The sequence below is a fragment of the Hoyosella levis genome (genome assembly GCF_026008515.1).
GTDB lineage: Bacteria > Actinomycetota > Actinomycetes > Mycobacteriales > Mycobacteriaceae > Lolliginicoccus > Lolliginicoccus levis.
Genome location: NZ_BQYM01000014.1, coordinates 1 through 24,498, shown reverse-complemented (window position 1 = coordinate 24,498; position 24,498 = coordinate 1). Strand labels below are relative to the sequence as shown.

Annotated in this window: 21 protein-coding genes; 14 read left to right on the top strand and 7 right to left on the bottom strand. The window is 68.4% G+C overall.

All coding sequences use genetic code 11. From position 1 onward, the window contains the following. Positions 1-69 precede the first annotated feature (69 nt). Together QC765_RS14555 and QC765_RS14550 are read left to right on the top strand one after the other, a co-directional pair. Entirely contained in the window at positions 70-1,542 is a 1,473-nt protein-coding gene (locus QC765_RS14555) for a bifunctional phosphatase PAP2/diacylglycerol kinase family protein (protein ID WP_278315161.1), read from the top strand. A gap of 76 nt (positions 1,543-1,618) precedes the next feature. After that, positions 1,619-2,104, top strand: a complete 486-nt coding sequence (locus QC765_RS14550) for a VOC family protein (protein WP_278315160.1) — start codon at positions 1,619-1,621, stop codon at positions 2,102-2,104. Between the two features lie 84 nt (positions 2,105-2,188). On the opposite strand, the gene QC765_RS14545 is transcribed toward QC765_RS14550, so the two are convergent. The 3 genes from QC765_RS14545 to QC765_RS14535 all read right to left on the bottom strand — a co-directional run bounded on the left by QC765_RS14545 (position 2,189) and on the right by QC765_RS14535 (position 5,528). Further along, positions 2,189-2,644 (bottom strand): SRPBCC family protein, encoded by a 456-nt coding sequence (locus QC765_RS14545; protein ID WP_278315159.1) that lies wholly within the window; start codon positions 2,642-2,644, stop codon positions 2,189-2,191. A gap of 73 nt (positions 2,645-2,717) precedes the next feature. Further along, positions 2,718-3,185 (bottom strand): SRPBCC family protein, encoded by a 468-nt coding sequence (locus QC765_RS14540; protein WP_278315158.1) that lies wholly within the window; start codon positions 3,183-3,185, stop codon positions 2,718-2,720. Positions 3,186-3,311: 126 nt separating this feature from the next. Continuing rightward, on the bottom strand, positions 3,312-5,528 hold the full coding sequence (locus tag QC765_RS14535) for a DEAD/DEAH box helicase (protein ID WP_278315157.1): 2,217 nt from the start codon (positions 5,526-5,528) through the stop codon (positions 3,312-3,314). Between the two features lie 100 nt (positions 5,529-5,628). On the opposite strand from QC765_RS14535, the gene QC765_RS14530 reads away from it, so the two are divergent. Continuing rightward, complete coding sequence (locus QC765_RS14530; RefSeq protein ID WP_278315156.1) at positions 5,629-6,393, top strand: arsenate reductase/protein-tyrosine-phosphatase family protein; 765 nt, start codon at positions 5,629-5,631, stop codon at positions 6,391-6,393. Continuing rightward, positions 6,390-7,052 (top strand): arsenate reductase ArsC, encoded by a 663-nt coding sequence (locus QC765_RS14525; RefSeq protein ID WP_278315155.1) that lies wholly within the window; start codon positions 6,390-6,392, stop codon positions 7,050-7,052. The genes QC765_RS14530 and QC765_RS14525 overlap by 4 nt, the downstream gene beginning before the upstream one ends. A 190-nt stretch (positions 7,053-7,242) precedes the next feature. On the opposite strand, the gene QC765_RS14520 is transcribed toward QC765_RS14525, so the two are convergent. Then, the gene (locus QC765_RS14520) at positions 7,243-8,481 is read right to left on the bottom strand and encodes an APC family permease (RefSeq protein WP_278315154.1); all 1,239 of its coding nucleotides are present in this window, start codon (positions 8,479-8,481) and stop codon (positions 7,243-7,245) included. Between the two features lie 208 nt (positions 8,482-8,689). On the opposite strand from QC765_RS14520, the gene QC765_RS14515 reads away from it, so the two are divergent. Continuing rightward, a complete protein-coding gene (locus QC765_RS14515; RefSeq protein WP_278315153.1) occupies positions 8,690-9,577 on the top strand; it encodes an endonuclease domain-containing protein in 888 nt (295 codons plus the stop codon). Positions 9,578-9,731: 154 nt separating this feature from the next. On the opposite strand, the gene QC765_RS14510 is transcribed toward QC765_RS14515, so the two are convergent. Together QC765_RS14510 and QC765_RS14505 are read right to left on the bottom strand one after the other, a co-directional pair. Then, complete coding sequence (locus tag QC765_RS14510; RefSeq protein WP_278315152.1) at positions 9,732-10,667, bottom strand: patatin-like phospholipase family protein; 936 nt, start codon at positions 10,665-10,667, stop codon at positions 9,732-9,734. Between the two features lie 76 nt (positions 10,668-10,743). After that, entirely contained in the window at positions 10,744-11,571 is an 828-nt protein-coding gene (locus QC765_RS14505; protein WP_278315151.1) for a tRNA (adenine-N1)-methyltransferase, read from the bottom strand. Positions 11,572-11,786: 215 nt separating this feature from the next. On the opposite strand from QC765_RS14505, the gene QC765_RS14500 reads away from it, so the two are divergent. The 5 genes from QC765_RS14500 (at position 11,787) to QC765_RS14480 (ending at position 20,088) form a co-directional block, all read left to right on the top strand. Further along, positions 11,787-12,581: a RecB family exonuclease gene (locus QC765_RS14500; RefSeq protein ID WP_309297308.1), complete on the top strand. Its 795-nt coding sequence runs from the start codon at positions 11,787-11,789 to the stop codon at positions 12,579-12,581. Positions 12,582-12,763: 182 nt separating this feature from the next. Continuing rightward, positions 12,764-14,650, top strand: coding sequence for a non-ribosomal peptide synthetase (locus tag QC765_RS14495; protein ID WP_278315150.1), 1,887 nt, complete (start codon positions 12,764-12,766; stop codon positions 14,648-14,650). A gap of 7 nt (positions 14,651-14,657) precedes the next feature. After that, the gene (locus tag QC765_RS14490; RefSeq protein WP_278315149.1) at positions 14,658-15,869 is read left to right on the top strand and encodes a cytochrome P450; all 1,212 of its coding nucleotides are present in this window, start codon (positions 14,658-14,660) and stop codon (positions 15,867-15,869) included. Beyond that, positions 15,866-19,198 carry a non-ribosomal peptide synthetase gene (locus QC765_RS14485; protein WP_278315148.1) on the top strand — a complete coding sequence of 1,111 codons (3,333 nt, stop codon included), beginning with the start codon at positions 15,866-15,868 and terminating at the stop codon, positions 19,196-19,198. Before QC765_RS14490 ends, QC765_RS14485 begins: the two co-directional genes overlap by 4 nt. Continuing rightward, complete coding sequence (locus QC765_RS14480) at positions 19,195-20,088, top strand: ATP-grasp fold amidoligase family protein (protein ID WP_278315147.1); 894 nt, start codon at positions 19,195-19,197, stop codon at positions 20,086-20,088. Before QC765_RS14485 ends, QC765_RS14480 begins: the two co-directional genes overlap by 4 nt. A 20-nt stretch (positions 20,089-20,108) precedes the next feature. Here the strand turns inward: QC765_RS14480 and QC765_RS14475 are convergent, their stop codons facing one another. After that, positions 20,109-20,711: a TetR/AcrR family transcriptional regulator gene (locus tag QC765_RS14475; protein ID WP_278315146.1), complete on the bottom strand. Its 603-nt coding sequence runs from the start codon at positions 20,709-20,711 to the stop codon at positions 20,109-20,111. A gap of 98 nt (positions 20,712-20,809) precedes the next feature. Here QC765_RS14475 and QC765_RS14470 point away from each other — a divergent pair, with 98 nt between their 5' ends. The 4 genes from QC765_RS14470 to QC765_RS14455 all read left to right on the top strand — a co-directional run. After that, positions 20,810-21,745 (top strand): sterol desaturase family protein, encoded by a 936-nt coding sequence (locus QC765_RS14470; protein ID WP_278315145.1) that lies wholly within the window; start codon positions 20,810-20,812, stop codon positions 21,743-21,745. Beyond that, complete coding sequence (locus QC765_RS14465; protein ID WP_278315144.1) at positions 21,742-22,845, top strand: DUF6670 family protein; 1,104 nt, start codon at positions 21,742-21,744, stop codon at positions 22,843-22,845. The genes QC765_RS14470 and QC765_RS14465 overlap by 4 nt, the downstream gene beginning before the upstream one ends. Positions 22,846-22,878: 33 nt before the next feature. Next, positions 22,879-23,748, top strand: coding sequence for an SDR family NAD(P)-dependent oxidoreductase (locus tag QC765_RS14460; RefSeq protein ID WP_278315143.1), 870 nt, complete (start codon positions 22,879-22,881; stop codon positions 23,746-23,748). Between the two features lie 109 nt (positions 23,749-23,857). Further along, positions 23,858-24,498: acyl-CoA thioesterase domain-containing protein (locus tag QC765_RS14455; RefSeq protein WP_278315142.1), on the top strand; the 641-nt coding region annotated here is incomplete at its 3' end.

Here is a 24,498-nt window from a genome sequence, read left to right as displayed (position 1 = left end):
CGGGGACAAGGATCGAACTTGCGACCCGAACCGTCGCGCCCGCCGCCCCGCAACCGCTAGCGTTCAACCATGCGCCGCATCCTCGCTCCGGTGATGACTCTCGACCAGGAGCTCATGGCCCGATCCGTCCGCAGCCACTCCCCCGCGCTCGACGCCGCCATGCAGGCCGCAAGCACCATCGCCAACAACGGCAAGCCCTGGTTCGCCATCGCCGCCCTCCTCGCCCGCCAGCCCGGACCACCCCGCCGCGCCGCCGTCCGCGGCATCCTCTCCGTCGCCGCGAGCAGCGCGCTCGCCAACGTGGCCTTCAAGCTCACCATCCCGCGCGGTCGCCCCGATCACGCGATGCTTCCTCCGCACCGGCGCCGCATCACGCCACCGCGCACCTCGTCCTTCCCCTCCGGGCACGCCGCCATCGCCGCCGCATTCGCCACCGGCGTCGCACTGGAGTCCCCCATCCTCGGGCTCGCCGTCGCGCCACTGGCCGCCACGGTTGGCTACTCACGCGTCCACAACGGTGTCCACTGGCCCTCCGACGTCATCGTTGGCAGCCTCATCGGCATCGGCGTCGCCTTCGTCACCCGCCGATGGTGGGCGCCCCAGCCGGCAGCAGGGCCTGCACGTACTACGCCTGGAAACGCCCCGGCCCTGCCCGGCGGCGAGGGCCTCCTCATCCTCGCCAACCCCGAATCAGGCAGTACCGACCAAGCGCGGCGCGCCTGCATCACCGAGCTGCTGCCCGCTGCCCGGATCCTCGACATCCCGCTCGGCAGCACCAACAGCAGCACGGTGGACAACATTCGCCGCCTCGTCGACGAGCACGAGCCCATCGCGGTCGGCGTACTCGGCGGGGACGGAACCGTCCGCACCATCGCCGCCGCGATCCAGCACACCGGCCTCCCCCTTGCCGTGTTCCCCGGAGGCACCCTCAACCACTTCGCCCTCGACATCGCCACGCCCACGGCTGAGCACACCGCCCACGCCGTCACCACCGGTCAATCCCAGCGCGTCGACACCGCGACCGCCCAGCTCGACGACGACATTCCTCATCTCTTCCTCAACACGGCCAGCCTCGGCACCTACCCGGCAGCGCTGCAGGCCCGCACGAAGTGGGAGCGGCATCTTGGCAAATGGATCCCCCTCGCGCTCGGCATGATCCGTGAGCTCGCCGCGGCGGAGCCCCTCTGCATCACCCTCAACGGCATGCCCATGCGTGCTCGCACCATCTTCATCGGCAATGGCACCTACCATCCCACCGACCGGATCCCCGTGGCCCGCACGACCATCAACAGCGGCACCCTCGACATCCGCCTGATCCGGGCCGACTATCCCCTCTCCTACACCCGCGCCCTCTACGCCGTCATCACCGGCACCCTGCGCACCAGCCCCATCCACGAGCACCTCACGCTCCCCCAGCTCGACATCACCCTCGCCACATGCACTCCCGTCGCGCTCGACGGCGACCCCATCAGCGACACCGACCACTTGCGCATCCGCACCAGCCACCAAGTTCTGACGGTTTACTCGCCGGCAGGAGAGTGAGTCGCGGGCGCGATGATTCCCGCTGCCCGCACTGGTCTGAATAGCTGTATCTGTTGCGAAGCATAGGGAGGCCATCATGGCTGCGTCGATCACTCCGCGTATCGTTCCGAACCTCTGGTTCAACTCCGAGGCCGCGGAGGCTGCCGAGTTCTACACGTCTGTGTTCCCCAACTCCAGGGTCCTGCGGACGAGCTTCTATCCGCAGAACGCGCCCATGCCGGCCGGAACCGTCCTGACGGTTGATTTCGAGCTCGATGGGCAACGATTCACCGCCATCAATGGCGGCGCCGACATGCCCTTCACCGAGGCGATCTCGCTGCTCGTGACATGCGCGGACCAGCAAGAGGTGGACTACTACTGGAACGCGCTCGCCGATGGGGGCAAGGAGGTGCAGTGCGGGTGGCTCGCGGACCGGTACGGATTGTCCTGGCAAATCGTCCCGGAGGGGCTCGAGGATCTGCTCGCTGGCGATGATGCCGATGCGGTCGGTCGCGCCTTCACGGCGATGCTGGGGATGACGAAGCTTGATATCGCGCAATTGCGGGCAGCGCGCGAGGGCTGACAATTCTGGCGGGGCCGCGAACAGTGAAGATCCCGCCACGTAGGAGGTGGCGGGATCTTCACGATCGCGAGGCTCGGGGTGGTGCTACTGCTCGACCTCGGACTTGATGCGCTCGAGGGTCTCGTTCATGCCTTCGATGAGTTCCTGCTCGAAGGTGTCGTTTCCGCCGAGGAACGTCTTGACGAGGAGCTGGGAGATCTTGTAGGTGCCGCGAGGTGCTTCGCGGCGCTCGATGATGCGGGTGCCCTCGCCCTGCGGCTCGAGTGTGTAGGACCACACGGTGTTGTTGTCGAGGATGCGGAAGGCGATCTTCTTGTTCGGCTCGAACTCGACGACCTTGGCGCGAGTGGGCCAGAACAGGATGCCCCGCTGGTTGATGTTGAACGCGAGCGAGCCCTCGCGGATCTCGCCGCCCAGCACGAACGTCTTGCGGGTCTGCGGGCTCCATTCGCTCATCCGGGGCAGGTCGGAAACGACGTTCCACACCTTGGCAGGCTTCGCGTTGGTTTCGATGGTGGCTTCGAGCAGCGGGCTGACCACAGGTTCTCCTCCAGGAGATATAACGGACACGGTGTCTGTGAACCAGTCTACCGGTGCTGGCGATGTGCCCGGCCTAGTCCTTCTCGACCACGGCGGCGAGGGTATCGAGGCCCTGGCTGAACTGCTTGCCGAGCATCTTCTCCATTCCGCCAAACAGCGAGGCGGCGCGGGTCAGCAGGGTCTGCGGCCCTTCCATGGTCCAGGTGACCGTGCAGGAATCCCCGTGCTCTCCGATGATGAACCGCACTTGGTTGGTGGACTTCAACGGCTTGGTGAAGACCAGCGACATCGTGACCGAGGTGGGCTCGACAGCCTCGGTGATGACCATCTCCCCCTCGCCGGCCTTGCGATTGCCCGACCAGGCGTAGCTCGCTCCCGTGCCCATGCGAGGCCCGGTGTACTCGCGCTTGAGGTGGTCGTCGAGGTTTTCCCACGGCGACCAGTCCTGCCAGGCGTGGAGATCCGCGATGTGCGCGTAGACCACGGCGGCGGGCGCGTTGATGGTGCGTGAACGTTCGACGGTGAAAGTCTTGTCGGCCATGGCTTCTCCCCTGTCGGGCCCAGTCCTGTCGGGCCCGGTCCTGCCGGGCCCAGTACTGTCAGGCTCAGTGCGATGGCATCAGTGTGGCAGAGAAGTGTGGCGCAGGGCACAGGCTATGCGGTCCTGTTACGGAACATCTTGCGCCTGCCGGATGCCCAGCCGGACGCGCTCGATCTCGAGCAACGCTTGCTCTGCCTGCGATTCCGGCAGGCCCGCCAGGCCCGCCGCTGCTGCCTCGGCCTGCATGTCGCTCGTGCGGGCGAACTCATCGAACAGCGCTCGCTTATGCTCCTGCACGCCCCGGATGTGCTCGTCGACAGTGTCCTTGGCGAGCAAGCGATGCACCTGCACCGTGCGGACCTGGCCCATGCGATGAGCACGCGCGATCGCTTGCTCCTCGCTGCTCGGCTTCCACTGCGGCTCCGCGAGGATCACCACCGACGCGGCCTGGATGTTCAGTCCCACCCCACCGGCATCGATCTGGCAGAGCAGCACGGCGGTGCCGTCGTGCTGGGCGAAGCCCTCGACGAGCTGCTGCCGCCGCCCCGCTGGCACCGATCCCGTGATCGCTCCGGCCGCGCGTTCCCCGAGCGCGGCGGCCATCGCGTCGAGCACGTCGCGGAAGAAGGAGAACACAAGTACCTTGTGCCCGTCCTCGCTGGCCTCGTCGACGAGCTCGAGCATTCGTTCGAGCTTCGCCGATCGTGGCGATTCCCAAGCCGCGCGGCGCATCCGCATGAACGTTCCCTCGACTACCGCGACTCGATATGCGGCCTCGTCCTCGGCAGAAAGCTCGACCCATTCCTCGACGTCGATGCGCTCGGGCAGCTCGGCGAGCACGTCCTCCTGGTTGCGGCGCAGGTAGACCGGTGCGACGCGGCGGCGGAACGCTCGTGCCCCTGCCAGCGTGGCTGCCGCATCGAGGTTCTCGCCTACCTCGGGCTGCAGGTAGCCGACCAGTGCCTTGAACTCGGCGACCCGGTTCTCCATCGGTGTGCCCGACAGGAACATCACGTGCTCGGCCTGGATCGCGAGGTGCCGGATCACCCCGGAACGCTGCGTCTCTGGATTCTTCACGTAGTGGGCCTCGTCCACGATCAGCGTGTCGATCGGGGTGTGCGCGAGGCCGAGGCTCGCCACCGTCCCGAAGGTGGTCACCGCGACCCCGCCCTCGGCGAGCCACGCATCAATGGCGTCGAGCTTGTCGCGGCCGTGGGCGCTATGCACGGGCAGCATGGTGTGGCGGGATGTTTCCTTGACCCAGTTGACCTGCACGCTTGCCGGGCACACGACCAGGGAGCGGGGCTGGCCGCGCGCGGCCAAGTGCGCGAGCACGGCGAGCGCCTGGACGGTCTTGCCCAAGCCCATCTCGTCGCCGAGCAGCGTGCGCTCGCGGTGCAGCATGAACTGCGCGCCGAAGCGTTGGTAGCCGCGCAGCGAGGAGCGCAGCAATGAAGCATCGAGGTCGATCTCGCTGATGCGGCGGGCGAGCTCATCGTCGAGATAGCCGCGCGAGCCCTCGGTATCGGTGGCGCCCGCAGCGATGCCCAGGGAGGAGAGGTAGGCGTAGAAGCCCGCCGGGTCCGCGCGGAACCACTGCCACACCTGCCGAGGCGAGTACGCCCGCGGATCGAGCCCAGGCATGGCGGCCCGCATCCGGTGCTGCAGCGCGACGGATGCGGGCTCGGTGAGCACATGCTCGATGTCGATGAGCGCCGCGAGGATGCGATGCTTCGCCGCGGTGCCCGTGAACAGCATGCGCCACCAGCTGCTCGCACGCTCGGCGGCTGGCAACGCGTGCGCTAGTCGCTGCGCGAGGGTGTGGATGTCCGCGAGGTCGAGGGCGGCCGCGTCGGCCCGGTTGATCGCCGCGACGATGGCGAGGAGCTGTGCCTGCGCGGGGTCCTCGCGGTCGGGCTCGATGCGCAGGGGCGTGGCGCTGATGACCTCGTCGGCGATCGCGCGGGCAGCGGAGACGACCTGGGTGGCGGTGTGCGTGCCCACCCCGGGGATGAAGGTCAACTGCTGGGGGTCGGCCTGGGCGGCCGCGGCAACGGTGCTTACTCCTGCTGCCTCGAGCGCCGCGAGCCGCGTGCCCCGATCGAGGTGGGGGCGCAGGTCGTCGATAGGGATCGCGGCGAGCTGCGCGATTGCCCTGGCGCCGATGATCGCCCGGACTTGCTGCTGGGCCGCGGCGCGCAATTCCTGGGGTGCCGCATGCAGCGCGGTGGCGCTGTCGATCAACCAGCGCGCGGCGTTGATCGCTTCGCGGGCGGGGGTGCCGATGCGTTGCCGGGCCGCGTCGTAGGCGTGCTGGGGCAGCCTCGGGTGATCCACCGGCATGGTGCAGATCCTAGATCGTGGGACCGGTGTTGCGCTCCCGGCATTTGCTCCATGATTATTGAGTCAATTGTTACTGATCTATTAGAGGAGAGGTGGCGCCATGACCACGACGGCTGGGTCCACTGGCTACGGTCCCGCAGGTCCGGCTGCCCTTGGCTCGGTTGCAGCTGATTCAGCGCGCGATGACCGAGCCCTCAGCGACGCCCATCGCCGCGCCACCCTCCACGCCGCCCTTGCCGACCCCGCCCGCGTCCGCATCTCCGACCTCCTCGCCATCGGCGACCATTCGCCCACCGAGCTCCAGCGCGCCCTCGGCATGCCCTCCAACCTGCTCGCCCACCACCTCAAGACTCTCGCCGCCGCTGGGATCGTCCACAAGCAGCGGTCCGAGGCCGACCGCCGCCGCGCCTACTGGACCCTCGACGCCGACGCCCTCGCCCAGCTGCTCCCCCGCGCCGCGCGCGCCACCGAGCGCATCGTCTTCCTGTGCACCCGCAACTCCGCGCGGTCCCAGCTCGCCGCCGCGCTGTGGACCCAGCACAGCACCATTCCCGCTACCTCGGCAGGAACCCGCCCCGCGCCGGCGATCCACCCCGGCACCCTCGCCGCCGCCGAGCGCCACCACATCCCGCTGCGGCCCCAGCAGCCACAGCGCCTCGACCTCGCCGACGGAGACACCCTCATCGCCGTCTGCGACAACGCCCACGAGGAGCTCGACGCCAGCGTGCCCCGCGCGCACTGGTCCATCCCCGACCCCGTACGCACCGGAACCGACGGCGACTTCGACACCGCCATTGCCGAGCTCGCCACACGCATCGCCCGCATCGCGCCCCACTACCGCCCAGCAACAAGGAGCACACCATGAGCAGCCCCACCCAGTACCACCGCCGCGACCTCTCCCTGGATCACCACATCGCCCTCAAGACCGCCTCGACCCGCCTCACCGAGCAGTTCACCGGCATCTTCGGCGCCGAGACCATCGAACGGTTCCTGCACACCTCCTACGAGCAGTTCGCCGCGCGCGCAACCGTCCCCAACTTCCTGCCCCTCCTCGCCGAGCGCTTCGCCAGGCAACGCCTGACCGCCCTCGCCCGCGTCGAAGGACATGCCCACGACGGCAAGCCCGCCGTCCTGTTCCTGTGCACCCACAACGCCGGACGCTCGCAGATGGCGCTCGGCTACTTCCAGCACCTCGCCGGGGGCAATGCCATCGCCTGGTCCGGCGGATCCGAGCCCGGCACCGAGATCAACGCCGCTGCCATCGAGGCAATGGCCGAGATCGGCATCGACATCACCAACGAGTACCCCAAGCCGTGGACGGACGAGATCGTCCAGGCCGCTGACGTCATCGTCACCATGGGATGCGGCGACGCCTGCCCCATCTTCCCCGGGCACCGCTACGAGGAGTGGGCCCTCGCCGACCCCGCCGGGCTCACCGTCGACGACATCCGCCCCATCCGCGACGAGATCGAGCGTCGCGTCCGCGCCCTCCTCGCCGAGCTCGACGTGCCCGCGATGGCCTGAGCAGGGCTGCCGGCCAAGGGCCTAGTTCGAGGTGGGGTCGCGGCTGATGGTGGGTTCGCGCGGCTGATGGTGGAAACTTTTCCCGCTCCAGCCAGTAAAAGCTTCCACCGACGGCTGGCGACGGCCCGCTGCAGACGGCCCATGGGAGACTGCCGGACGGCGCTGGACATTGGTAAATGGTGACGGCGGACTATCGCGCACCGTTCCGCCGTCGCACTCCGTACACCGCAGCTCCCAGCGCGAGAACAACCAGGCCAGCCACCACCGAGGCCAGCGGCAGCGCGAGGCCAAGGACGACACACCCAAACGCGCCCGCCAGCGGCACCGCCCTGGCCCGCACCGACCGATCCAGCGTCCACGCCGACACGTTCGCCACGAGGTAGTAGAACAGCACCGCGAACGCCGAGAACCCGATCGCCCCCCGCACATCGAGCACCAGCACTAGCATCACCACCACGACACCCACCGCCATCTCGGCACGGTGCGGTACACCGAACCTTGAGTGCACGGATGCCAGCGCCGAGGGAAGATGCCCATCGCGCGCCATGGCGAAAACCGTCCGCGAGACCCCGAGCAGAAGTGACAGCAATGCGCCCGCGGCCGCGACCACCGCTCCGCCTCGAACGACCACCTCCGCCCCCGGCATCGAGCTCACCGCCTGGGCCAGCGGATCATGCGCGCCCGCGAGGCCGTTGGTGCCCAGCGCGGACACCACCGCCACCGCGACCAGGAGGTAGACGCCCAGCGCAATCGCCAGTGCCCACCCGATCGCCCGCGGAATCGTCCGGGCCGGTTCACGCACCTCCTCGCCGAGCGTCGCGATCCGCGCGTATCCCGCGAAGGCGAAGAACAACAGCCCCGATGCCTGCAGGATGCCACCCGCACCGGCGCTCTCCGCACCCGCCCACGGCCAGGCGGGTCCGCCTGATTCGATCAGCGCGATCACCACCACGCCCAGCAGCACCAGCAGCACAAGCCCCACCATCAGCCGGGCGGCGCTCGCGGACTTCTGCACACCCGCATAGTTCACGGCGGTCACCACAAGCACCGTCAGCACCGCGACGGCGGTGGCATTGCCCGGCCACGCGTAGGCACCAACCGTCATCGCCATGGCCGCGCACGACGCTGTCTTTCCCACGACAAAGCCCCAGCCCGCGAGATAGCCCCAGATGGGGCCCAGTCGCTCCCCTCCATAGACGTACGTGCCACCCGACTCGGGATATAACGCGGCCAGTCGCGCAGACGAACGCGCATTGCAATACGCCACCACCGCAGCGATTGCCAATGCGACCAGCAACCAATCTCCCGCAGCAGCCGCAGCAGGACCCAAGGCCGCGAAGATGCCCGCCCCCACCATCGCGGCGAGGCCCACCATCACCGAATCCACCACGCCCAGCGACCGCGACAGTCGCGCATCCTCGGTTCCCATGACGCACAAGCTAGTGCCTGCGGAGCCGCGCTGCGCGACGTGCGGCCCGCCGCGGGGTACCCGCCGCTGGTGGCCCGCCGCTGGTGGCCCGCCGTGGGGTGGAAACCTTTCCCGGCCAGAGCGGGAAAAGTTTCCACCAGCGGAAGCGGCTCGCTGCCAATCCCCGGGAAGCGGAACCAACCAGCCCCAGTTCCGCGTCCTACCAGGCATGCTGCCCAAGAAGGTCGTTCATGCGCTAGCCCGCCACGATGGGGTGATCACCAGGTCTCGCGCGCTCGAGCTTGGAATGTCCCGGCACCAGGTCGATGGCCGCGTCGCCACGGGTGAGTGGCGTTGCCTCCAGGCCGGGGTCTATATCCCGGCGGACCGACCCGTGACCACGGCGGCCCGGCTGCGCGCCGCTGTCCTCGCGGCGGGTCCGGGAGCGGTTGCGCGGGGCCCGTCCGCTGCTTGGTGGCATGGCGTTCTCGACGATCCGTCTGCCGTTCCGCTCGTGATGATCCCGCGTGATCGACGTGCCTGCATCCGCGATGCGAAGGTGCTGCGCCGAGACATCCCGGCGGCGGACCGAACCCGATTGCATGGTGTCGCGGTGGTCTCCCGCGAGCTCGCGATCCTTGAGACTGCTGTCTCGATGCCCGATGGCTCCGTGTTCCTCGATCGCGCGCTGCAGCGGCACACTCTGCTGCCATCTCTGATACAGGCCCACGAGCGGAACCTGCCGCGGCGCGGCGGCGCACGCTCGGCGTGGATGCTCGCGATCGCTGCGACCGGCGGCGCGTCCGAGGCGGAGCGGCTGCTCGTGCGGGCCCTGCGCGGCACTGGCATCACCGGGTGGCGGTTACACGTGCGCAGCCACGGGTTCGAGATCGATCTCGCGTTCGAGCGCGAGCGAGTCGCGATCGAGGTGGACGGGTGGGCGTGGCACCGGGACGCTGGCCGATTCGCTCACGATCTGCAGCGGCAGAACACCCTGGTCAACGCAGGATGGCATGTGCTGCGGTTCGGCTGGCATCGCCTCGCGCATGATCCGAGCGGCGTTCTCAGCGAGATCCGTACTGCGCTCAATCGCGCGAGGCGGGAGCGCTTCCTTTGATCCTGGCTGGCCGAGATGCAAAGGCCATCTGCCTCGGCCCTTCGGCCAGTGGAAACTTCTCCCGCTCGGAGGGGGAAAAGTTTCCACTGGGGAGCCAGGGAGGCAAGCGAGGCCGGGAGGCCCCGGAGCCAGGGACCCCGGACGGCCGAGGCGGCTATTCCTCGAGCATGTCGTGCATGGCGATCGCGCCGAGGTGGACCGCCTCGCGGTAGCCACCGAGGTGCTTGGGGTGGCGGATGACGCGCTCGGCCCCGTCGGGCGGCCGGACCTGGAGGATGTGCGGAGCGAGATCGGGGTTGGTGCTGTGCTGGTGGAGGATGTCGTTGTCGGCGGTTTCCTGCTCGTAGCGCTCCAGCCAGGCGGGCCGCGCGCCCGGCGCGCGGCGGGCGAGCCACGCGCGCATGAACGCGCGCTGGTGGACCGGGATGCGCGTGGGGGACGTGCTGACGGGGGTGGTCCGGAGCACGAGGATGTGCGTGGAACCGTGGGACATGGCGGTGCGGTACGGGATGGGCTCGGCCACTCCGGCGTCGACGTAGCGGTGGCCGTCGATGGGGATGGGCGGCGCGCCGAGCAGCACGAGGTTCGCGGTGGCGGCGAGCGCTCGCTGGAGGCTCTCGATGTCATGGATCCGGGGACCGAGGTCCACAGCGAGGCCGGTATCGGCATCGGTGGCGATGGGATGGAAGCTGGTGCGATTGTCGAGGACGCGCTGGTATTCGAGGGGGATGATGCGCGTATAGACGGTGCGCGCGAGGTGGTGGGTGTCGACCACCGCGCCGGGGCCGAGGATGTTGCGGGGGCGCCAGACGTGCGGGACCACGGCGGGATCGGAGTAGGCGGCCGCACCGAGACCAGCCTGACCGGCGAGGGCCCAGGCGGCGTTGAATGCCCCGGCGGAGGAGCCGTAGAGGGCGTCGAAGTGCGGCAGGTAGCGGTGCGCGCCGAGGGTGGTGAGCATGCCGGCGGAGTAGGCGCCGCGGGGACCGCCGCCCTCGATGGAGAGGGCGAGGCGATGGTTATCAGGATGGCCCGCGCGGCGGCTGGCGAGCAGCTCGAGCACGGGGTGCCTGCTGGGTGCGGGCGTCACCGGGCCAGTGTGGCACTTCTCGCTGCTGGGCACGAGTCCAGGTGCGGCGCCCACGTGAGCGGAGGTACGGGCGCGGCTAGCCCTTGCTGGGGCGTCGCTGCGGCTTGGGCGCGATGACCCCGTCGGCGAGGCGCCTTGTGGAGATGAGGAACGCGGTGTGGCCCTGCATGCGATGCTCGGGGCGGACGGCGAGGCCAACGACGTTCCAGTCCCGCACGAGGGATTCCCAGGAACGGGGCTCGGTCCAGCATTGTTGCTCGCGGAGCCCCTCGACGACGCGGGAGAGCTGGGTGACCGTCGCGACATAGATGATGAGGACGCCACCGGGGATGAGGGCCTTGGATACGGCGGGCAGCACTTCCCAGGGAGCGAGCATGTCGAGCACGGCGCGATCAACCTGGCCGGTGAACTCGGAGACATCGCCGACGGTGAGGTGCCAGTTCGCGGGGATCTCCCCATGGAAGTTCTCGACGTTGCGAATAGCGTGCTCGGCGTGGTCGTCGCGGATCTCGTAGGAGATGACCTCGCCGGTGGGGCCGACGGCGCGCAGCAACGAGCAGGTGAGCGCGCCGGATCCTGCTCCGGCCTCGAGGACGCGGGCGCCGGGGAACATGTCGCCCTCATGGACGATCTGCGCGGCGTCCTTGGGGTAGATGACCTGCGCTCCGCGTGGCATCTTGAGCACGTAGTCGGTCAGCAGGGGGCGCAGGGCGAGGTAGGCGGTGCCATTGGTCGACTTGACGACGCTGCCTTCCTCGGAACCGATGAGGTCATCGTGAAGGATCGCGCCGCGATGGGTGTGGAACTCGCTCCCGGCATTGAGCAGCAGGGTGTAGCGCCGGTTCTTCGAGTCGCTGAGCTGGACCCGGTCGCCGTCGCGGAATGGTCCGCTTCTGGTGCTCATGCTGGGGGTGTCCTCCCTTGGTACGTGACCGTGACACAGTACATGGTCGCGAGGGTTGCAGGTGTTGTCGGTGCTCGTGCCTATCCTTGGTGACCATGGATTCCGAGACGCCGCAGGCCACCGTCCAGAAGGACGGATCGAGCACCGTCCCGCTGGACGCATCGAGCACCGTCCCGCTGGACGCCGCGACCACGAGCACGGCCACCGGGTCGATGGTGCGCAAGCCGCTGGCGTTGTCGCCGTCGCGGGCGAATGATTTCAAGCAGTGCCCGCTGCTATACCGGTTCCGCGCGATCGATCGGTTGCCGGAGCCGTCCACGAAGGCGCAGGCGCGGGGAACGCTGGTGCATTCGGCGCTCGAGTCGCTGTATGGGTTGCCTCGCCCGCAGCGCAGCCAGGAGCAGGCGATCGATCTGCTGGGCCCTGCCTGGGAGCGGCTGGTATCGGATGACCCGGATGTGATCGAGCTAGTGGGCGAGGATCGGGAGGGTTTTCTCAGGGAGGCGCAGCGGCTGGTCGAGCGGTATTTCACGATGGAGGATCCCACGCGCTTCGACCCGGAGTCGTGCGAGCTGTTCGTGGAGGCCGAGACGGGTGACGGCGTGCGGCTGCGCGGGTTCGTGGATCGTATCGATATTGCTCCCACCGGCGAGATGCGGGTGGTGGACTACAAGACGGGCCGGGCACCTAGGCAGCTTTATGCGGGCAGCGCGTTGTTCCAGATGAAGTTCTATGCATTGATGCTGCTGCGCACGCGCGGAGTGATCCCGCACCAGTTGAAGCTGATGTATCTCGGCGACGGCGGGGTGATGACGCTCAGTCCGGACGAGGCGGAGCTGCGGAGCTTCGAGCGGACCCTGGATGCGATCTGGGGCGCGATCCGTGCCGCGGGTCGCAGTGGGGAATTCCGGCCGAGCCCGAGCAAGCTGTGCGGCTGGTGCGATCATCAATCGTTGTGCCCGGAGTTCGGTGGGACTCCCCCGGAATACCCGGGGTGGCCGGGCGACTAGCGCTCGATCTGCGAGCCCGGGCTCGCCACGGCCCGGCAACTTGTCGACAGGCAATTTATCACGTCTCTGACGTGTCGCGCGCCGAAATTGTCCGATACCGTTAGCTTAGGAGATCTTCCTCACACTTTCCGTATGGAGGAAGGGACCCGTGGGTATACCCGGGCAATCTTGAGGAGCAAAAGATGACGGCTCGGCTGGCTTCGCATCGTTCGGCAACACAGGTATCGGCTCACCCGAGCCTCCCGCACCCTCGGACAGGGATCGCGGAGAGGGTCGCGCGGAGGGCAGCCGATCAACCAGGCGCCCTGGCTATCCGCGGTAGCGGCGAGGATCTCGACTACCAGAACCTTGTCGCTCAAGCCCTGGCCCTATCGAGCAAGCTGCGGGACGCGGGCGCGCGCGAGGGCGACCTCGTCGCCCTGTGCCTGCCACGCTCGGTCGACCTGGTCGTCGGTGCGCTCGGGATTCTCGCGAGCGGCGCGGCTTACGTGGCGCTGGACCCGTCCCAGCCTGATGCCCGCCTGCAGTACATGCTGGACAACAGCGGAGCCAGCGTCCTGGTAGCTCACGAATCCGTTGCCCGCCGCCTGCGTACCGGAACCGTGCTCGTTCCTCGCGTCCCGCCGGGCGGTGCCAGCAACGGGGCAAGTCCCGCAGCATCCCAGCCCGCAGCCCCAGCGTCCCTCGCCTATGTCGTCTACACCTCGGGATCGACCGGCAATCCCAAGGGCGTCCTGGTCGAGCAGGACGGGCTGCTCAATCTCGCGGACTGGCATGCTGGCGCTTTCTCGCAGGCTGCGACCGATCGCTCGGCGCTGCTGATGAACCCGGGCTTCGATGTGTCGGCGAACGAGATCTGGCCGACTTTGCTCTCGGGCGGATCCCTGCACGTTGCCGACGAGGCGATCAAGAACGATCCGCCACGCCTGCGTGATTGGCTCGTCGCCGAGGGAATCACGCAGTGCTTCGTCGCTGCCCCGCTCGCCGAGGAACTGATCGCTCTGGACTGGCCTGCCTCGACCGCGCTGCGCTACCTCCATACCGGCGGCGATATCCTGCACCACCGCCCGCCCCCGGGCCTGCCTTTCACGCTGGTCAACAACTATGGCCTCTGCGAGGTCACCGTCACGGCCTGCTCGGGCATCGTGGAGCCTCCGAGCGAGGGCCAACCGGAACTGCCGCCGATCGGTCGCGCTATCGACAATTCCTACCTCCGTGTCATCGACGAGGCCGGCGAGCCGGTTGCCGATGGCGTGGCTGGCGAGCTTCTCGTCTGTGGACGGTGCGTCGCCAGGGGCTATCTCAATCTCCCCGATCAGACCGCGCAGCGCTTCATCACGGATCCGCTGGACCCCGCGGTCCGCGCCTTCCGTACCGGTGACCGGGCGCGGGTGGGCGCTGATGGCTCGGTCGAGTTCATCAATCGGGCGGACGAGCAGATCCAGATCCGCGGGCACCGGGTGGAGCCAGGCGAGATCATTCATGCCCTCAACGACTATCCGGACCTGCGGACCAGCGTTGTCGTGCCGGCGCAGGGGCCGGGGGGCGTGCGGCTCTGCGCTTTCGTCGTCGGCGATCCGGATGAACGCATCGACATCACCGCGCTTCGCGCGCATGCAGCCTCCCGGCTTCCGGAACACATGATCCCCAGCCTGATCGTGCAGGTCGACGAGCTTCCCACCACGGCGCACGGGAAGGTCGACAAGAGTGCCCTCATCGATCTCGCGGTCTCGTTCGGCCGAACACGGCGGAACCCCCAGCGCCAGGCACTGGTAGAACCGCGGAACGAGCAGGAAAGCGTGCTCGCCGCGCTGGTCGCCGAACTGCTGTGGCTGGAGGAGGTCAGCGTGGAGGAGAACTTCTTCCTGCTCGGGGGCCACTCGCTGCTCGGCGCCCAGCTGATCGGTCGGATATCCGAGATCTTCGGGGTGGAGATGACGATGCTCGCCTTGTTCGACAATCCCACCGTCGAGGAGATGGCGATCGAGGTGGAGAGGCTGATAACCGAGCAGATCGCAAGGATGTCGCCCGAAGCGTTGTTCAGCGACGCCGGGGCCTACGAGGAATGAGCGCGCCGTGAGCGCCGGCCGCGCGTCGCTGAGCCTGTACCCGCTGCTCGATCCGGCTGTTCTCAGCGATCCCTACCCGCTGTACGCGCGCATTCGTGAGCACGCTCCCGTGATCTGGGATCCCTACCTGCATGTCTGGGTGGTCGCGCGCTACCAGGAGTCGGCCGAGGCGCTCGCGCGCTTCAGCGCCGAGCGCGCCGCCACGCCGAGCGCGTTGCTCGCGCTCGGGATGGGCAAGCTCGTGCCGATGGCCGAGGTGATGCTGCGGCAGATGCTCTTCCTCGATGCGCCCGGCCACGGCCGGATACGAGGTCTCGCGGCGTCGGCGCTGAGCCCCCGCCGGGTCGCCTCGATGCGCGCTCGCATCGAGGCAATCGCTGGCTCGCTCGTGGACGCGGTCGCCGACGATGGCGAGATGGACGTCGTCGCTGATCTTGCCGAGCCGCTACCGGCGATGGTCACCGCCGAGCTCCTCGGGCTCCCGGCTTCCGATCACGTCCTGCTGAAGCGATGGTCGCGTGATTTCGCCGATGTGCTGGGAACGTTCCAGCACAATCCCGCGCACGCTGCCTCGATCATGCGCAGCATCGACGAGATGACCAGCTACTTCCGCGACGCGCTGCGCCACCACGCCGACGAAGGCATGATCGCGGCACTGCTCCGGGCCCGCGCTGACGGCGACCGGCTGACCGAGGAGGAGATCATCGCGAACCTGATCCTGGTGATGGTCGGTGGCCAGGAGACCACTACCCCACTGATCGGCAACGGCACGCTGACACTGTTGCGGGCCCCGGAGGCTGCTGCTGCGCTGCGCGCCGACCCCGGCCTCATGCCCTCAGCCATCGAGGAGCTCCTGCGCTTCGAGAGCCCGAGCCAGCACACCGACCGGGTCGCCGCGACGGACACCACCATCGCTGGAGAGCCCATATCTGCCGGAGACACCGTGGTGATCGTCCTCGCGGCAGCGAACCGCGATCCCCGCCGCTTCGTGGATCCCGACCGCTTGGACCTGCGCCGGGCCGACAACAAGCACCTCGCCTTCGGCTGGTCCAGCCATACCTGCTTCGGCGCCGGGCTCGCCAGGCTGGAAGCGCGGATCGCGCTGGAGACCCTTCTGCGCCGGATCCCGGCACCGATGGCCGATGAGGATTCCGTCCGCTGGCGAGCGAATCATGCGTTCCGGAGCCTGAGCGCGTTGCGCGTGCGGTGGGGCTCATGACGTCGGAACGAGGCACCAACTTGGACGAGGCCCGCCAGGCCTTGCTGCGCCGCCGCCTCCGCGGTCTTGGCAATGCCGGCGATCAGCGCGCGCGCCCCGCTGCCGGACCCGGGCACCGGCCGGAGGGGCCTTCGCGGCTGTCCGCTGCCCAGGCGCAGCTCTGGTACTTCGCGACCTACGCGCCCGGGACGACTGCCTACAACGAGATCGTCACCCTGCGAAAGACTGGAGACTTCGATGCTCCCGCTTTCCGCTGGGCGTTCAACGAGATCGTGCGCCGCCATGAGGCGTGGCGGACCTCGTTCGCCGAGGTCGACGGCGAGCCTCGCCAGATCATCAGCGAGCCCAGCCCCTACGAGCTTCCGCTCGCTGACTTCAGCTCGCTGGCCGCCGAGGACGCGATGGTCGCGGCGCGGGAGCTCGTGGCCCAGGACGTCCTGCGCCCGTATGACCTCGCGGCCGGTCCCCCGCTCCGGCCACATCTTGTCCGGATGGCTGGTGACGATCACTACCTGTTCCTCGCGGCGCACCACATCGTCTTCGACGGGGTCACCATCAACACGATCGTGCTTCCCGAGCTCATTCGCCTCTACCAGGCGCGGTCCGAGGGGGTCGTGCCATCGCTCCCCGCTCCTGTCGCGCAGTACCGGGACTTTGCATCGTGGGAGCAGGACTGGCTCCGCGGCCCCGAGGCCGCGCGCCGCGTGGACCAGTGCCGGAAGCGGCTCGCGGGGCTGGCTCCGCCGGAGCTGCCGCATGATCATCCGCGCCCAGTGCGCCGTGCTTTCGCTGGCACTGCCGTTCAGCTTCACCTTTCTCCCCGGACCGTAGAGCGGCTGCGGGAGGTCGCTGCCAGGCGCGGAGCGAGCCTGTTCCAGGCGGTCGCCGCGGGCTATGCGTTCTGGCTAGCACGGTATACCGAGGAGGGGGAAGCCAGTTTTGCCATCGCCAGCGATCTTCGCCGCCCGGCCTTCGCGTCAATGGCCGGCTACTGCCTGAACACGGTCGTGCTGCGCGTGCCGCTGGCACGCACCATGTCGTTCGAGGAGCTGATAGGCGCTACCCGCAGCGAGATACTCGCGGCTCTGGACTGCGCGGTGCCATTCAGCCACCTGGTGCGCGCCCTCAACCTGCCGCGCGATCCCCGCGCGAATCCCGTCTTCCATGCTTTGCTGGCCCTAGAGCCTCCCCCGGCGTCGCCCGATCCTGACTGGAGCTCGCCCCAGATGGACAACGCGCTTGCCGACATCCCGGTCAGCGCTGTCTGCGACATCAGCGTCGAGCTCGACGAGCAGCCCGACGGCTCCATCTCTGGTCGCCTGATCGCCGACTCGGCGCTGTTCGACGATCCGACGGCCCGGCTCATGGCGCATCATTTCCTGATGGTCCTCCGGCGAGCTGCCGACCAGCCTGGACGCCCGCTCAGCGAGATCACGGGCCCGGCTGCCACAGATCGCCACAACCAGCTCGCCGTCTTCAATCCCGCGGTCCCGGCCGGGCAGTTCCGCGCGGTCCACCAGCTAGTTCTCGAGCAGGCCCGGCTTGCCCCTGATGCAGTGGCGGTGGAGGTTGGCGGGCGGCAGCTGACCTACGCCGGGATGGTGGAACGGGCCCACGAGATCGCCGATCTGCTGGCGACAGAGGGTGTCGGCCGCGGCGATGTAGTGGCCGTGGTTCTCGACCGCACCATCGACCTGGTCCCGGCCTTGCTCGGGATCCTGATGTCCGGGGCGGCCTACCTGCCGCTCGAGAAGACCCACCCCGCCTCGCGCGTCCGGTTCATGATCGCCGACGCCGGAGCAAGGGTGATCCTCACGGACGCGGGCACGCGCCACGCCGTGCCTGCCGAGGGCATGGCAGTACTGGTGATCGAGCACGCGGCGGGCACGCCTCCGACTCCTGCGCGACCGCGGCCCGAGAGCATCGCGACGGACCTGGCCTACATCATCTACACCTCGGGTTCCACCGGCGCCCCCAAGGGTGTGCAGGTCGAGCACGGCAACGTCGCGCACCTGGTGGCGGCGATGCCCGGCGCCGTTGGGCTGGCCAGCCGGGACAGGGTGCTGTCGGTGAGCTCGTATGCCTTCGATGTGTCGGTCGGGGACATCTTCCCGACGCTGGTCGCGGGTGGGACGATCATCCTCGCCACCAGCGAGCAGATCCAGGATCCGCGCCTCCTCGCCCGCTTGATCGACCAGTCCGCGCCGACGTTGCTCTGCGCGACCCCGACCGCGTGGAGCGCGCTCCTGGCTGCCGGGTGGCAGGGAAAGCATGATCTTACTGCGGGCAGCGTCGGCGAGCCCCTGCCTGAGGCCCTCGCCTCCGACCTGCTCGCGTGCTGCCGCAGGGTGTGGAATGGCTGGGGCCCGACCGAGGCGACGGTATATGCCGGCGGCGGGCTCGTGCGGGCGGGCGAACCGATTACCGTGGGGATCCCGTTCCCGGGGACCCGGGTGCTGGTCATGGACGTGCACGGAAGATTGCTGCCCACGGGGGTTCCCGGCGAGGTGGTGATCGCTGGCCGCGGCATCGCGCGCGGCTACATCAACCGGCCAGGGCTGACCGCCAGCCGATTCGTTCCCGATGGCCTTGCCCCGGCGAACGAGGGGGGCCGGGCGTACCGTACCGGCGACCGCGGCCGATTGCTCGCGGATGGCCGGCTGCAGCACCTCGGTCGGCTCGACGAGCAGATCAAGCTGCGCGGCTTCCGCATCGAGCCAGGAGAGATCGAGGCAGCGCTCAGCGAGCATCCGGGCGTGGAGGCAGCGGCCGTGGCCATGCGGCCTGGCCAAGACGGCCAGCCACGCCTGATCGGATATGTCGTGAGCAGCGACGCTCCCGGTGTGGCAGAGCTGCGTGACTGGCTGCGCTCGCGCCTGCCGGAGTACATGGTGCCCACGGCTTGGGTACTCTTGCCCACCCTCCCGAGGCTCCAGAGCGGAAAGCTCGACCGCGCCGCGCTACCAGGCCCGGGTTCCGGATGGGGCAGGACTGGCGATGGCATCAACGGGTCTGGGAACGACGACGTGATGGCGGAGGAGCCGTCGACCCCGGCGCAGCGGCAGCTGGCCCGGATCTGGTCGGGGCTGCTCGGGAGCCCGGTGACAGACACGCGCGCGACATTCTTCGACCTCGGTGGTCACTCCCTGCTGGCCGCGCGAGTCGTTTCCCGGATCGAGAGCGAGCTCGGAGTGCACGTGACGCTCGCCGACTTCCTCGAGCGCGGGACAACCATCGCCACTCTGGCACAACTCGTCGAGGCAAGCACAGGAGCTCCGGAAGATATGCCGGACCGAGAGCCCGCGAAGAAAGGAACTCCGCGATCATGATCTCTACCGCGACGCGCTACCTGTCCCGGGCGCATCTAGCGATGGTGCGAGCGATGCCGGTGACGGCACGCCGCTCCTACGGGTACATCCTGGCGATGGGGCGCCCACCTCGGCTCCGCCACCCACGAACGTTCACCGAGAAGGTGAACTGGCGCATTCTGAAGGACCGGCGGGAACTGCTGGCGGGCACGTGCGACAAGCTCCGCATGAAGGAGCTTGCCTGGCATAGCGCAGGGGACATGGTGCGCGTGCCCCGCACCTTGTGGAGTGGCCGGGACCTGCGCGAGCTCGCGGATATCACGCTTCCGCACCGCTGGGTGCTCAAGCCGAACCACCGTTCCTCCGGAATCGTGATCCTCGGCGAGGGAACGCCGGACATCGACGACCTGATGGCTCGAACGAGCAACTGGCTGGAGAATCCGAACTGGGAGCTCGGCGGCGAGTGGGCCTACAGCAGGGCACGTCCGATGTTCATCATCGAAGAAATGATCGGGGATGGCAGCACTCCACCCTCCGACTTCAAGTTCTTCGTGTTCGATGGCGTTCCGCGCCTGGTGATGACCAGTGTCGACGCGGGGCGCACGATCAACACCTACACGCCGGACTGGACGCCGTACGATCTGCGCTCGCGCAAGCAACTGGGCGCCCCCATGCCTCGTCCTGACAGCCTGGACCGGATGCTGGAGGCAGCGGCGCGGATCGGTGCTCCGTTCGACTTCCTGCGCGTCGATCTGTATGACCACGAGGGCGTGGTGTGGTTTGGCGAGACCACGCCGTATCCCGGCAGCGGGATGTCGTTCTTCAGCCCCCGGGGTAGCGCCGACGTCGAGCTTGGCAGCTGGTGGACCTTGCCGGATCTCGCGGAGCACACCGACCGCCGGGTGGCATAGCCCAGCCACGATGGCGCGCCTCAGCGCTGACCGGTGGCCAGCGCGTCGATGAGGCGCTTGCTGCGCGCGCTCATGTCGGCAGCGGTCTGCTCGGGGTGCCGGAGCCACCAGTTGACGAGCGAGGTCACCGCGCCCATCCAGACGTCGGTGAGCGCGGAGAGGTCGTTGGGGTCGGTGATGCCGGTGGCATCGAACACGGTGGCGATGCCGCGCGCAGCCTGGCTGGCGATGCGCCGGCGGGCGATGCGGACCGTGTCCCCTGCTGGTCCTTCGCGGGGCGCGGAGCGATCGAAGAGCACGTTCCAGTCGTGCGGGCGTGGCTCGAGGGCAGCGAAGATCGCATCGAGCGTGTGTTGCGCCATCTCCAGGCTGGCGGTGCTGGCGATGGCGTTCTCGATGGCATCAGCGAGGACGGCGGCCGCGCGCTCGACGCACGCGGCGTAGAGGCCATCCTTGGTGCCGAAGTAGCCGTACACCAGTGGTTTTGAGACTCCGGCCTGGCTGGCGACCTCGGCGAGGGATAGCCCTGCGTAGCCCACACGCCCGATGTGATCGGCGGCGACGTCGAGGATCTGGCGCTCCCGCTCGGGGCGGGGCACTCCTTTGGTTCCGGCTGTGGCCATGGTCTCCATCCAAGCATTCGCGGGCAGGGGGTATTGACGCGGCCACCCGGGTTTGACTAAATAGTAACTTACTACTTGGTCAATTAGGAGGTGCAGCGATGCTCCACGACATCTGGCAGCAGATCGAGAACCCGATCCTCTACGCACTGCCCGTGTTCGCCGTATTCATCGCGATCGAGGCGATCGCGCTGCGGCACCACCACCGTGAGGCCGCGCAAGACGCAGCGGGCATCGAAGCAGCAGGACCGCGGCCCCTCGGGCACCTCGGGATCGACACGCGCACCAGCCTGAGCATGGGCGCGGGCGCGCTCGTCTTCATGGCCCTGTTCAAGCTGCTCACCATGGTGGCGTTCGTCTTCCTGTTCACCTACCTCGCGCCCTGGCACCTGCCCACCGACACCTGGTGGTACTGGGTCCTGCTCTTCGTGATCGTCGACATCGCCTGGTACTGCAACCATCGCTTCTCGCACCGGGTACGCATCGGCTGGGCCGCTCACCAGGCCCACCATTCCTCCGAGTTCTTCAATCTCGGAACCGCGCTGCGGCAGAAGTGGAACCCCTGGTCCGAGGCAATCTTCTGGGCCCCGCTCCCCCTGCTCGGGTTCTCCCCCTGGACCATCTACGTGGCGTTCGGGCTCAATCTCGTCTACCAGTTCTTTGTGCACACCGAGACGATCGGCAAGCTCCCCCGGCCCTTCGAGCTTGTCCTGAACACCCCATCGCACCACCGCGTGCACCACGGCAGCGACCCCGAGTACCTCGACAAGAACTACGGCGGCGTGCTGATCATCTGGGATCGCTTGCTCGGCACGTTCCAGGAGGAGCTGCATCGACCCAGGTACGGGCTGACCACGCCAGTGGGCACCTACAACGTCTTCAAGCTGCAATACCACGAGTACGGCAACATCTTTCGCGATGTACGCTCGGCCAGATCCTGGCGCGACAAGCTCGGCTTCATCTTCGCCCCGCCCGGATGGAAGCCGCGGCAGGCACCATCGACAGCGACCCCCCAAGCCGAGGAGGCAAGCGCATGAGCAACCTCGCTGCAGCGTTCCCGCGCAAGGCACTCGGGCTCGGCACCCGCCTGCTGATCGACCATGTCGGGCCCCGCCTCGATCACCGGATGAGCTCCTCGACGACGCCGTTCGACAAGCCCACGATGATGCGACCGCACGTGGGGTCCCGCCGCTGGGCATGGACGCACTACGGGGTCTTCCTGCCGAGGCTGCCCGAGCCCTACCGGTTCCTGAACACGATGACCTTCATTGGCGCCACCGGCACCCGCTGCTTCGACAACGACTACCTCGCGGTGCCCGACGCCCGCGACACCGCGACCGTCCTGTCCACCACGGCGACCGGACCGCATCATCACTACCAGGCTTATGACGCGCGGCGCGATTGCGATTTCCTCGAGGACGGGTCCGTGCTCTCGTGGGGCGAGGATCTCACCATCACCGCGGACCATCCCCGGTACCAGGTACGGGGCCGATACAAGCACCTCGAGGTGGACCTTGCCGTCGTCGCGACCGATCACGCTTCCTGGTTTGTTCGCACTCCCCCCTACGACCATTTCAGCCTCCTCGCCACGGTGACGGGAACGCTCACCGACGAGCGGGGAACCACGCGGATCTCGGACCTGTGCACGGTCGAGTACGCGCGATGCATGTCTCCCCAGGCGCTGACGCCGCGACCGCTGCCCGAATCCGCGAAGCTTCCCGTGGACTTCTTCACCTACCAGATCGTCAATCTCGATGAGCGGACGCAGTTGCTGCTCACCGATGTGCAGGCCGCGGGCTCCACCGCCTGCCGGCTGGCGCACCTGCGATCGGTGGACGGGCCCGCCGAGGTCCATGACGATGTCACCCTCGAGGTGCTCGAGCACCGCCCTGCCCCTGCCATCGATCCGCTGGGGCGAACGATGCGGATCCCGGAGCTCATGCGGTGGACCGTGCGGAGCAGCGACAGCGACGAGATCGTGGGCAAGCTCCTGGCACGCGTGGATTCCGAGCCACGCTACGGCCACGGGCGCGGCTACGTCGCGGCCTGCACCTACGAGGGCGAATGGCGCGGCAGGCCCATCACCACCACTGGCTACCTGGAGTGGATCGACTGCCTCCCGGAGCCCCATGCTTGACCACGAGCCACTACTCGGAAAGGGAGCCCGCGCATGAGACGCAAGCCCGCCATGCACTACCTGCTCAACCCGCCGCAGCGGATCACCGACACCGTGCGCTCGATCATTCCGGGGCAGCTCGAGCGTTCCCGGAGGAACTCCATCGCGAGCAGGGTCATCGTCGTGACCGGAGCTTCGAGCGGTGTGGGCCGGGCCACCGCGCTCGCTCTCGCCGCGCACGGCGCCACGCTGTTCCTGGTCGCCCGGGGTGCAAAGGCGCTGCATGAGGTCCGTGACGAGATCCTCGCGGCCGGTGGCGCGGCGGAGGCACTCACCGGTGACCTGACGAGCGCGGAGGACACCGCTCGCCTGGCCAAGGAGATCCTCGCGCGGCATGGACGGGTGGACGTACTGGTGAACAACGCAGGCCGGTCCATCCGCCGCAGTGGAGCCGAGGCCGCGGATCGCTTCCATGACTACGAGCGCACCATCGCGGTGAACTACTTCGGCGCGGCACGGCTGGCGATGGCGCTGCTGCCGTCCATGCTCGAGGCCCGCTCCGGGCACATCATCAATGTCGCGACCTGGGGGGTCGCTGCTGGCTCCATGCCGTTGTTCACGGCCTATCACGCATCGAAGGCCGCGCTCGGCGCGTTTGGCCGCAGCCTCGGCGCCGAGACCAGGCCCCACGGCGTGCACATCTCCACGATCGGTTTCCCGCTGGTGCGCACGGCGATGATCGCCCCGACGGCCAAGTACGCCACGGCCCCCGCGATCAGCCCGGAACGTGCCGCGGAGTGGATCATCGACGCTATCCGCACACGGCCGGTAGAGGTGCACCCGCGCTACGCCCACGCGCTCCGCGCGATCGGGGCGCTCTCCCCGCGCGCGGTGGATGCCCTGGTGTGGCGCATGGGCATCTAGTTCAAGCGCGGCCGCACCCGAGCAGGGCTGGCCCTCCCGCCCGATAAGCTGGTCACGATGTCCCAGGCGCACTCGCGCGCTGGTGCTGGAATCAAGCGAAGGAACCTCGATGGCGCAGCCGTTCTACCTGCCTCTCCCTGGGCGGGGCGACTCCGAGTGGGAGCACGTCCAGCCCACCAGCTCGACGGTGAGCGTGTGGTCATCCTCCATGCAGCACGGTTCCCCGCCCGCGGCACTGCTGGTGCGCGCGCTCGAGCAGTGCGAGCCGCGCGACGATGCCCGGCTCTCGCGAGTGGCGGTCGAGATCCTCGGACCGATCCCGCTCACTGAATGCCGCGTCCGCGCCCACGTCACTCGCCCGGGACGCAAGGTCGAGCTCCTGCGCGCGGAGCTCGAGGCCCAGCGGGACGATGGGACGTTTCGCGCGGTGGCGACCGCGCAGGCCTGGCGGCTCGCGACCGCCGACACCAGCGATTCCACCATCGTGCACGACCAATCCATGCAGCACCGCGACACCGGCCGGGATGCCGATCCGGCCAAGTTCTTCCCGCCCGGCTACGTGCACATGGTGGAGTGGGTACTGCTGAACAAGCCCGGCGGGAGCGGGCCGGGCCAGTTCTGGGGCCGGCCCCTCGTGCGACTGGTCGGCACGGAGCCGCTCACTCCGTTGCAGGGGCGTTCCCCCCGAGATATGGACACCAATACCTATGCGGCGGAAGTCATCATAGTCGATCTCTGCTCGAACTCGAT

Excerpts from the sequence above, each read along its gene's own strand:
- QC765_RS14555 (WP_278315161.1), top strand. The coding sequence starts at position 70 with ATGCGCCGCATCCTCGCTCCGGTGATGACTCTCGACCAGGAGCTCATG.
- QC765_RS14550 (WP_278315160.1), top strand. The coding sequence starts at position 1,619 with ATGGCTGCGTCGATCACTCCGCGTATCGTTCCGAACCTCTGGTTCAAC.
- QC765_RS14540 (WP_278315158.1), bottom strand. The coding sequence starts at position 3,185 with ATGGCCGACAAGACTTTCACCGTCGAACGTTCACGCACCATCAACGCG.
- QC765_RS14535 (WP_278315157.1), bottom strand. The coding sequence starts at position 5,528 with ATGCCGGTGGATCACCCGAGGCTGCCCCAGCACGCCTACGACGCGGCC.
- QC765_RS14530 (WP_278315156.1), top strand. The coding sequence starts at position 5,629 with ATGACCACGACGGCTGGGTCCACTGGCTACGGTCCCGCAGGTCCGGCT.
- QC765_RS14525 (WP_278315155.1), top strand. The coding sequence starts at position 6,390 with ATGAGCAGCCCCACCCAGTACCACCGCCGCGACCTCTCCCTGGATCAC.
- QC765_RS14520 (WP_278315154.1), bottom strand. The coding sequence starts at position 8,481 with ATGGGAACCGAGGATGCGCGACTGTCGCGGTCGCTGGGCGTGGTGGAT.
- QC765_RS14515 (WP_278315153.1), top strand. The coding sequence starts at position 8,690 with ATGCTGCCCAAGAAGGTCGTTCATGCGCTAGCCCGCCACGATGGGGTG.
- QC765_RS14505 (WP_278315151.1), bottom strand. The coding sequence starts at position 11,571 with ATGAGCACCAGAAGCGGACCATTCCGCGACGGCGACCGGGTCCAGCTC.
- QC765_RS14495 (WP_278315150.1), top strand. The coding sequence starts at position 12,764 with ATGACGGCTCGGCTGGCTTCGCATCGTTCGGCAACACAGGTATCGGCT.
- QC765_RS14485 (WP_278315148.1), top strand. The coding sequence starts at position 15,866 with ATGACGTCGGAACGAGGCACCAACTTGGACGAGGCCCGCCAGGCCTTG.
- QC765_RS14480 (WP_278315147.1), top strand. The coding sequence starts at position 19,195 with ATGATCTCTACCGCGACGCGCTACCTGTCCCGGGCGCATCTAGCGATG.
- QC765_RS14475 (WP_278315146.1), bottom strand. The coding sequence starts at position 20,711 with ATGGCCACAGCCGGAACCAAAGGAGTGCCCCGCCCCGAGCGGGAGCGC.
- QC765_RS14470 (WP_278315145.1), top strand. The coding sequence starts at position 20,810 with ATGCTCCACGACATCTGGCAGCAGATCGAGAACCCGATCCTCTACGCA.
- QC765_RS14465 (WP_278315144.1), top strand. The coding sequence starts at position 21,742 with ATGAGCAACCTCGCTGCAGCGTTCCCGCGCAAGGCACTCGGGCTCGGC.
- QC765_RS14460 (WP_278315143.1), top strand. The coding sequence starts at position 22,879 with ATGAGACGCAAGCCCGCCATGCACTACCTGCTCAACCCGCCGCAGCGG.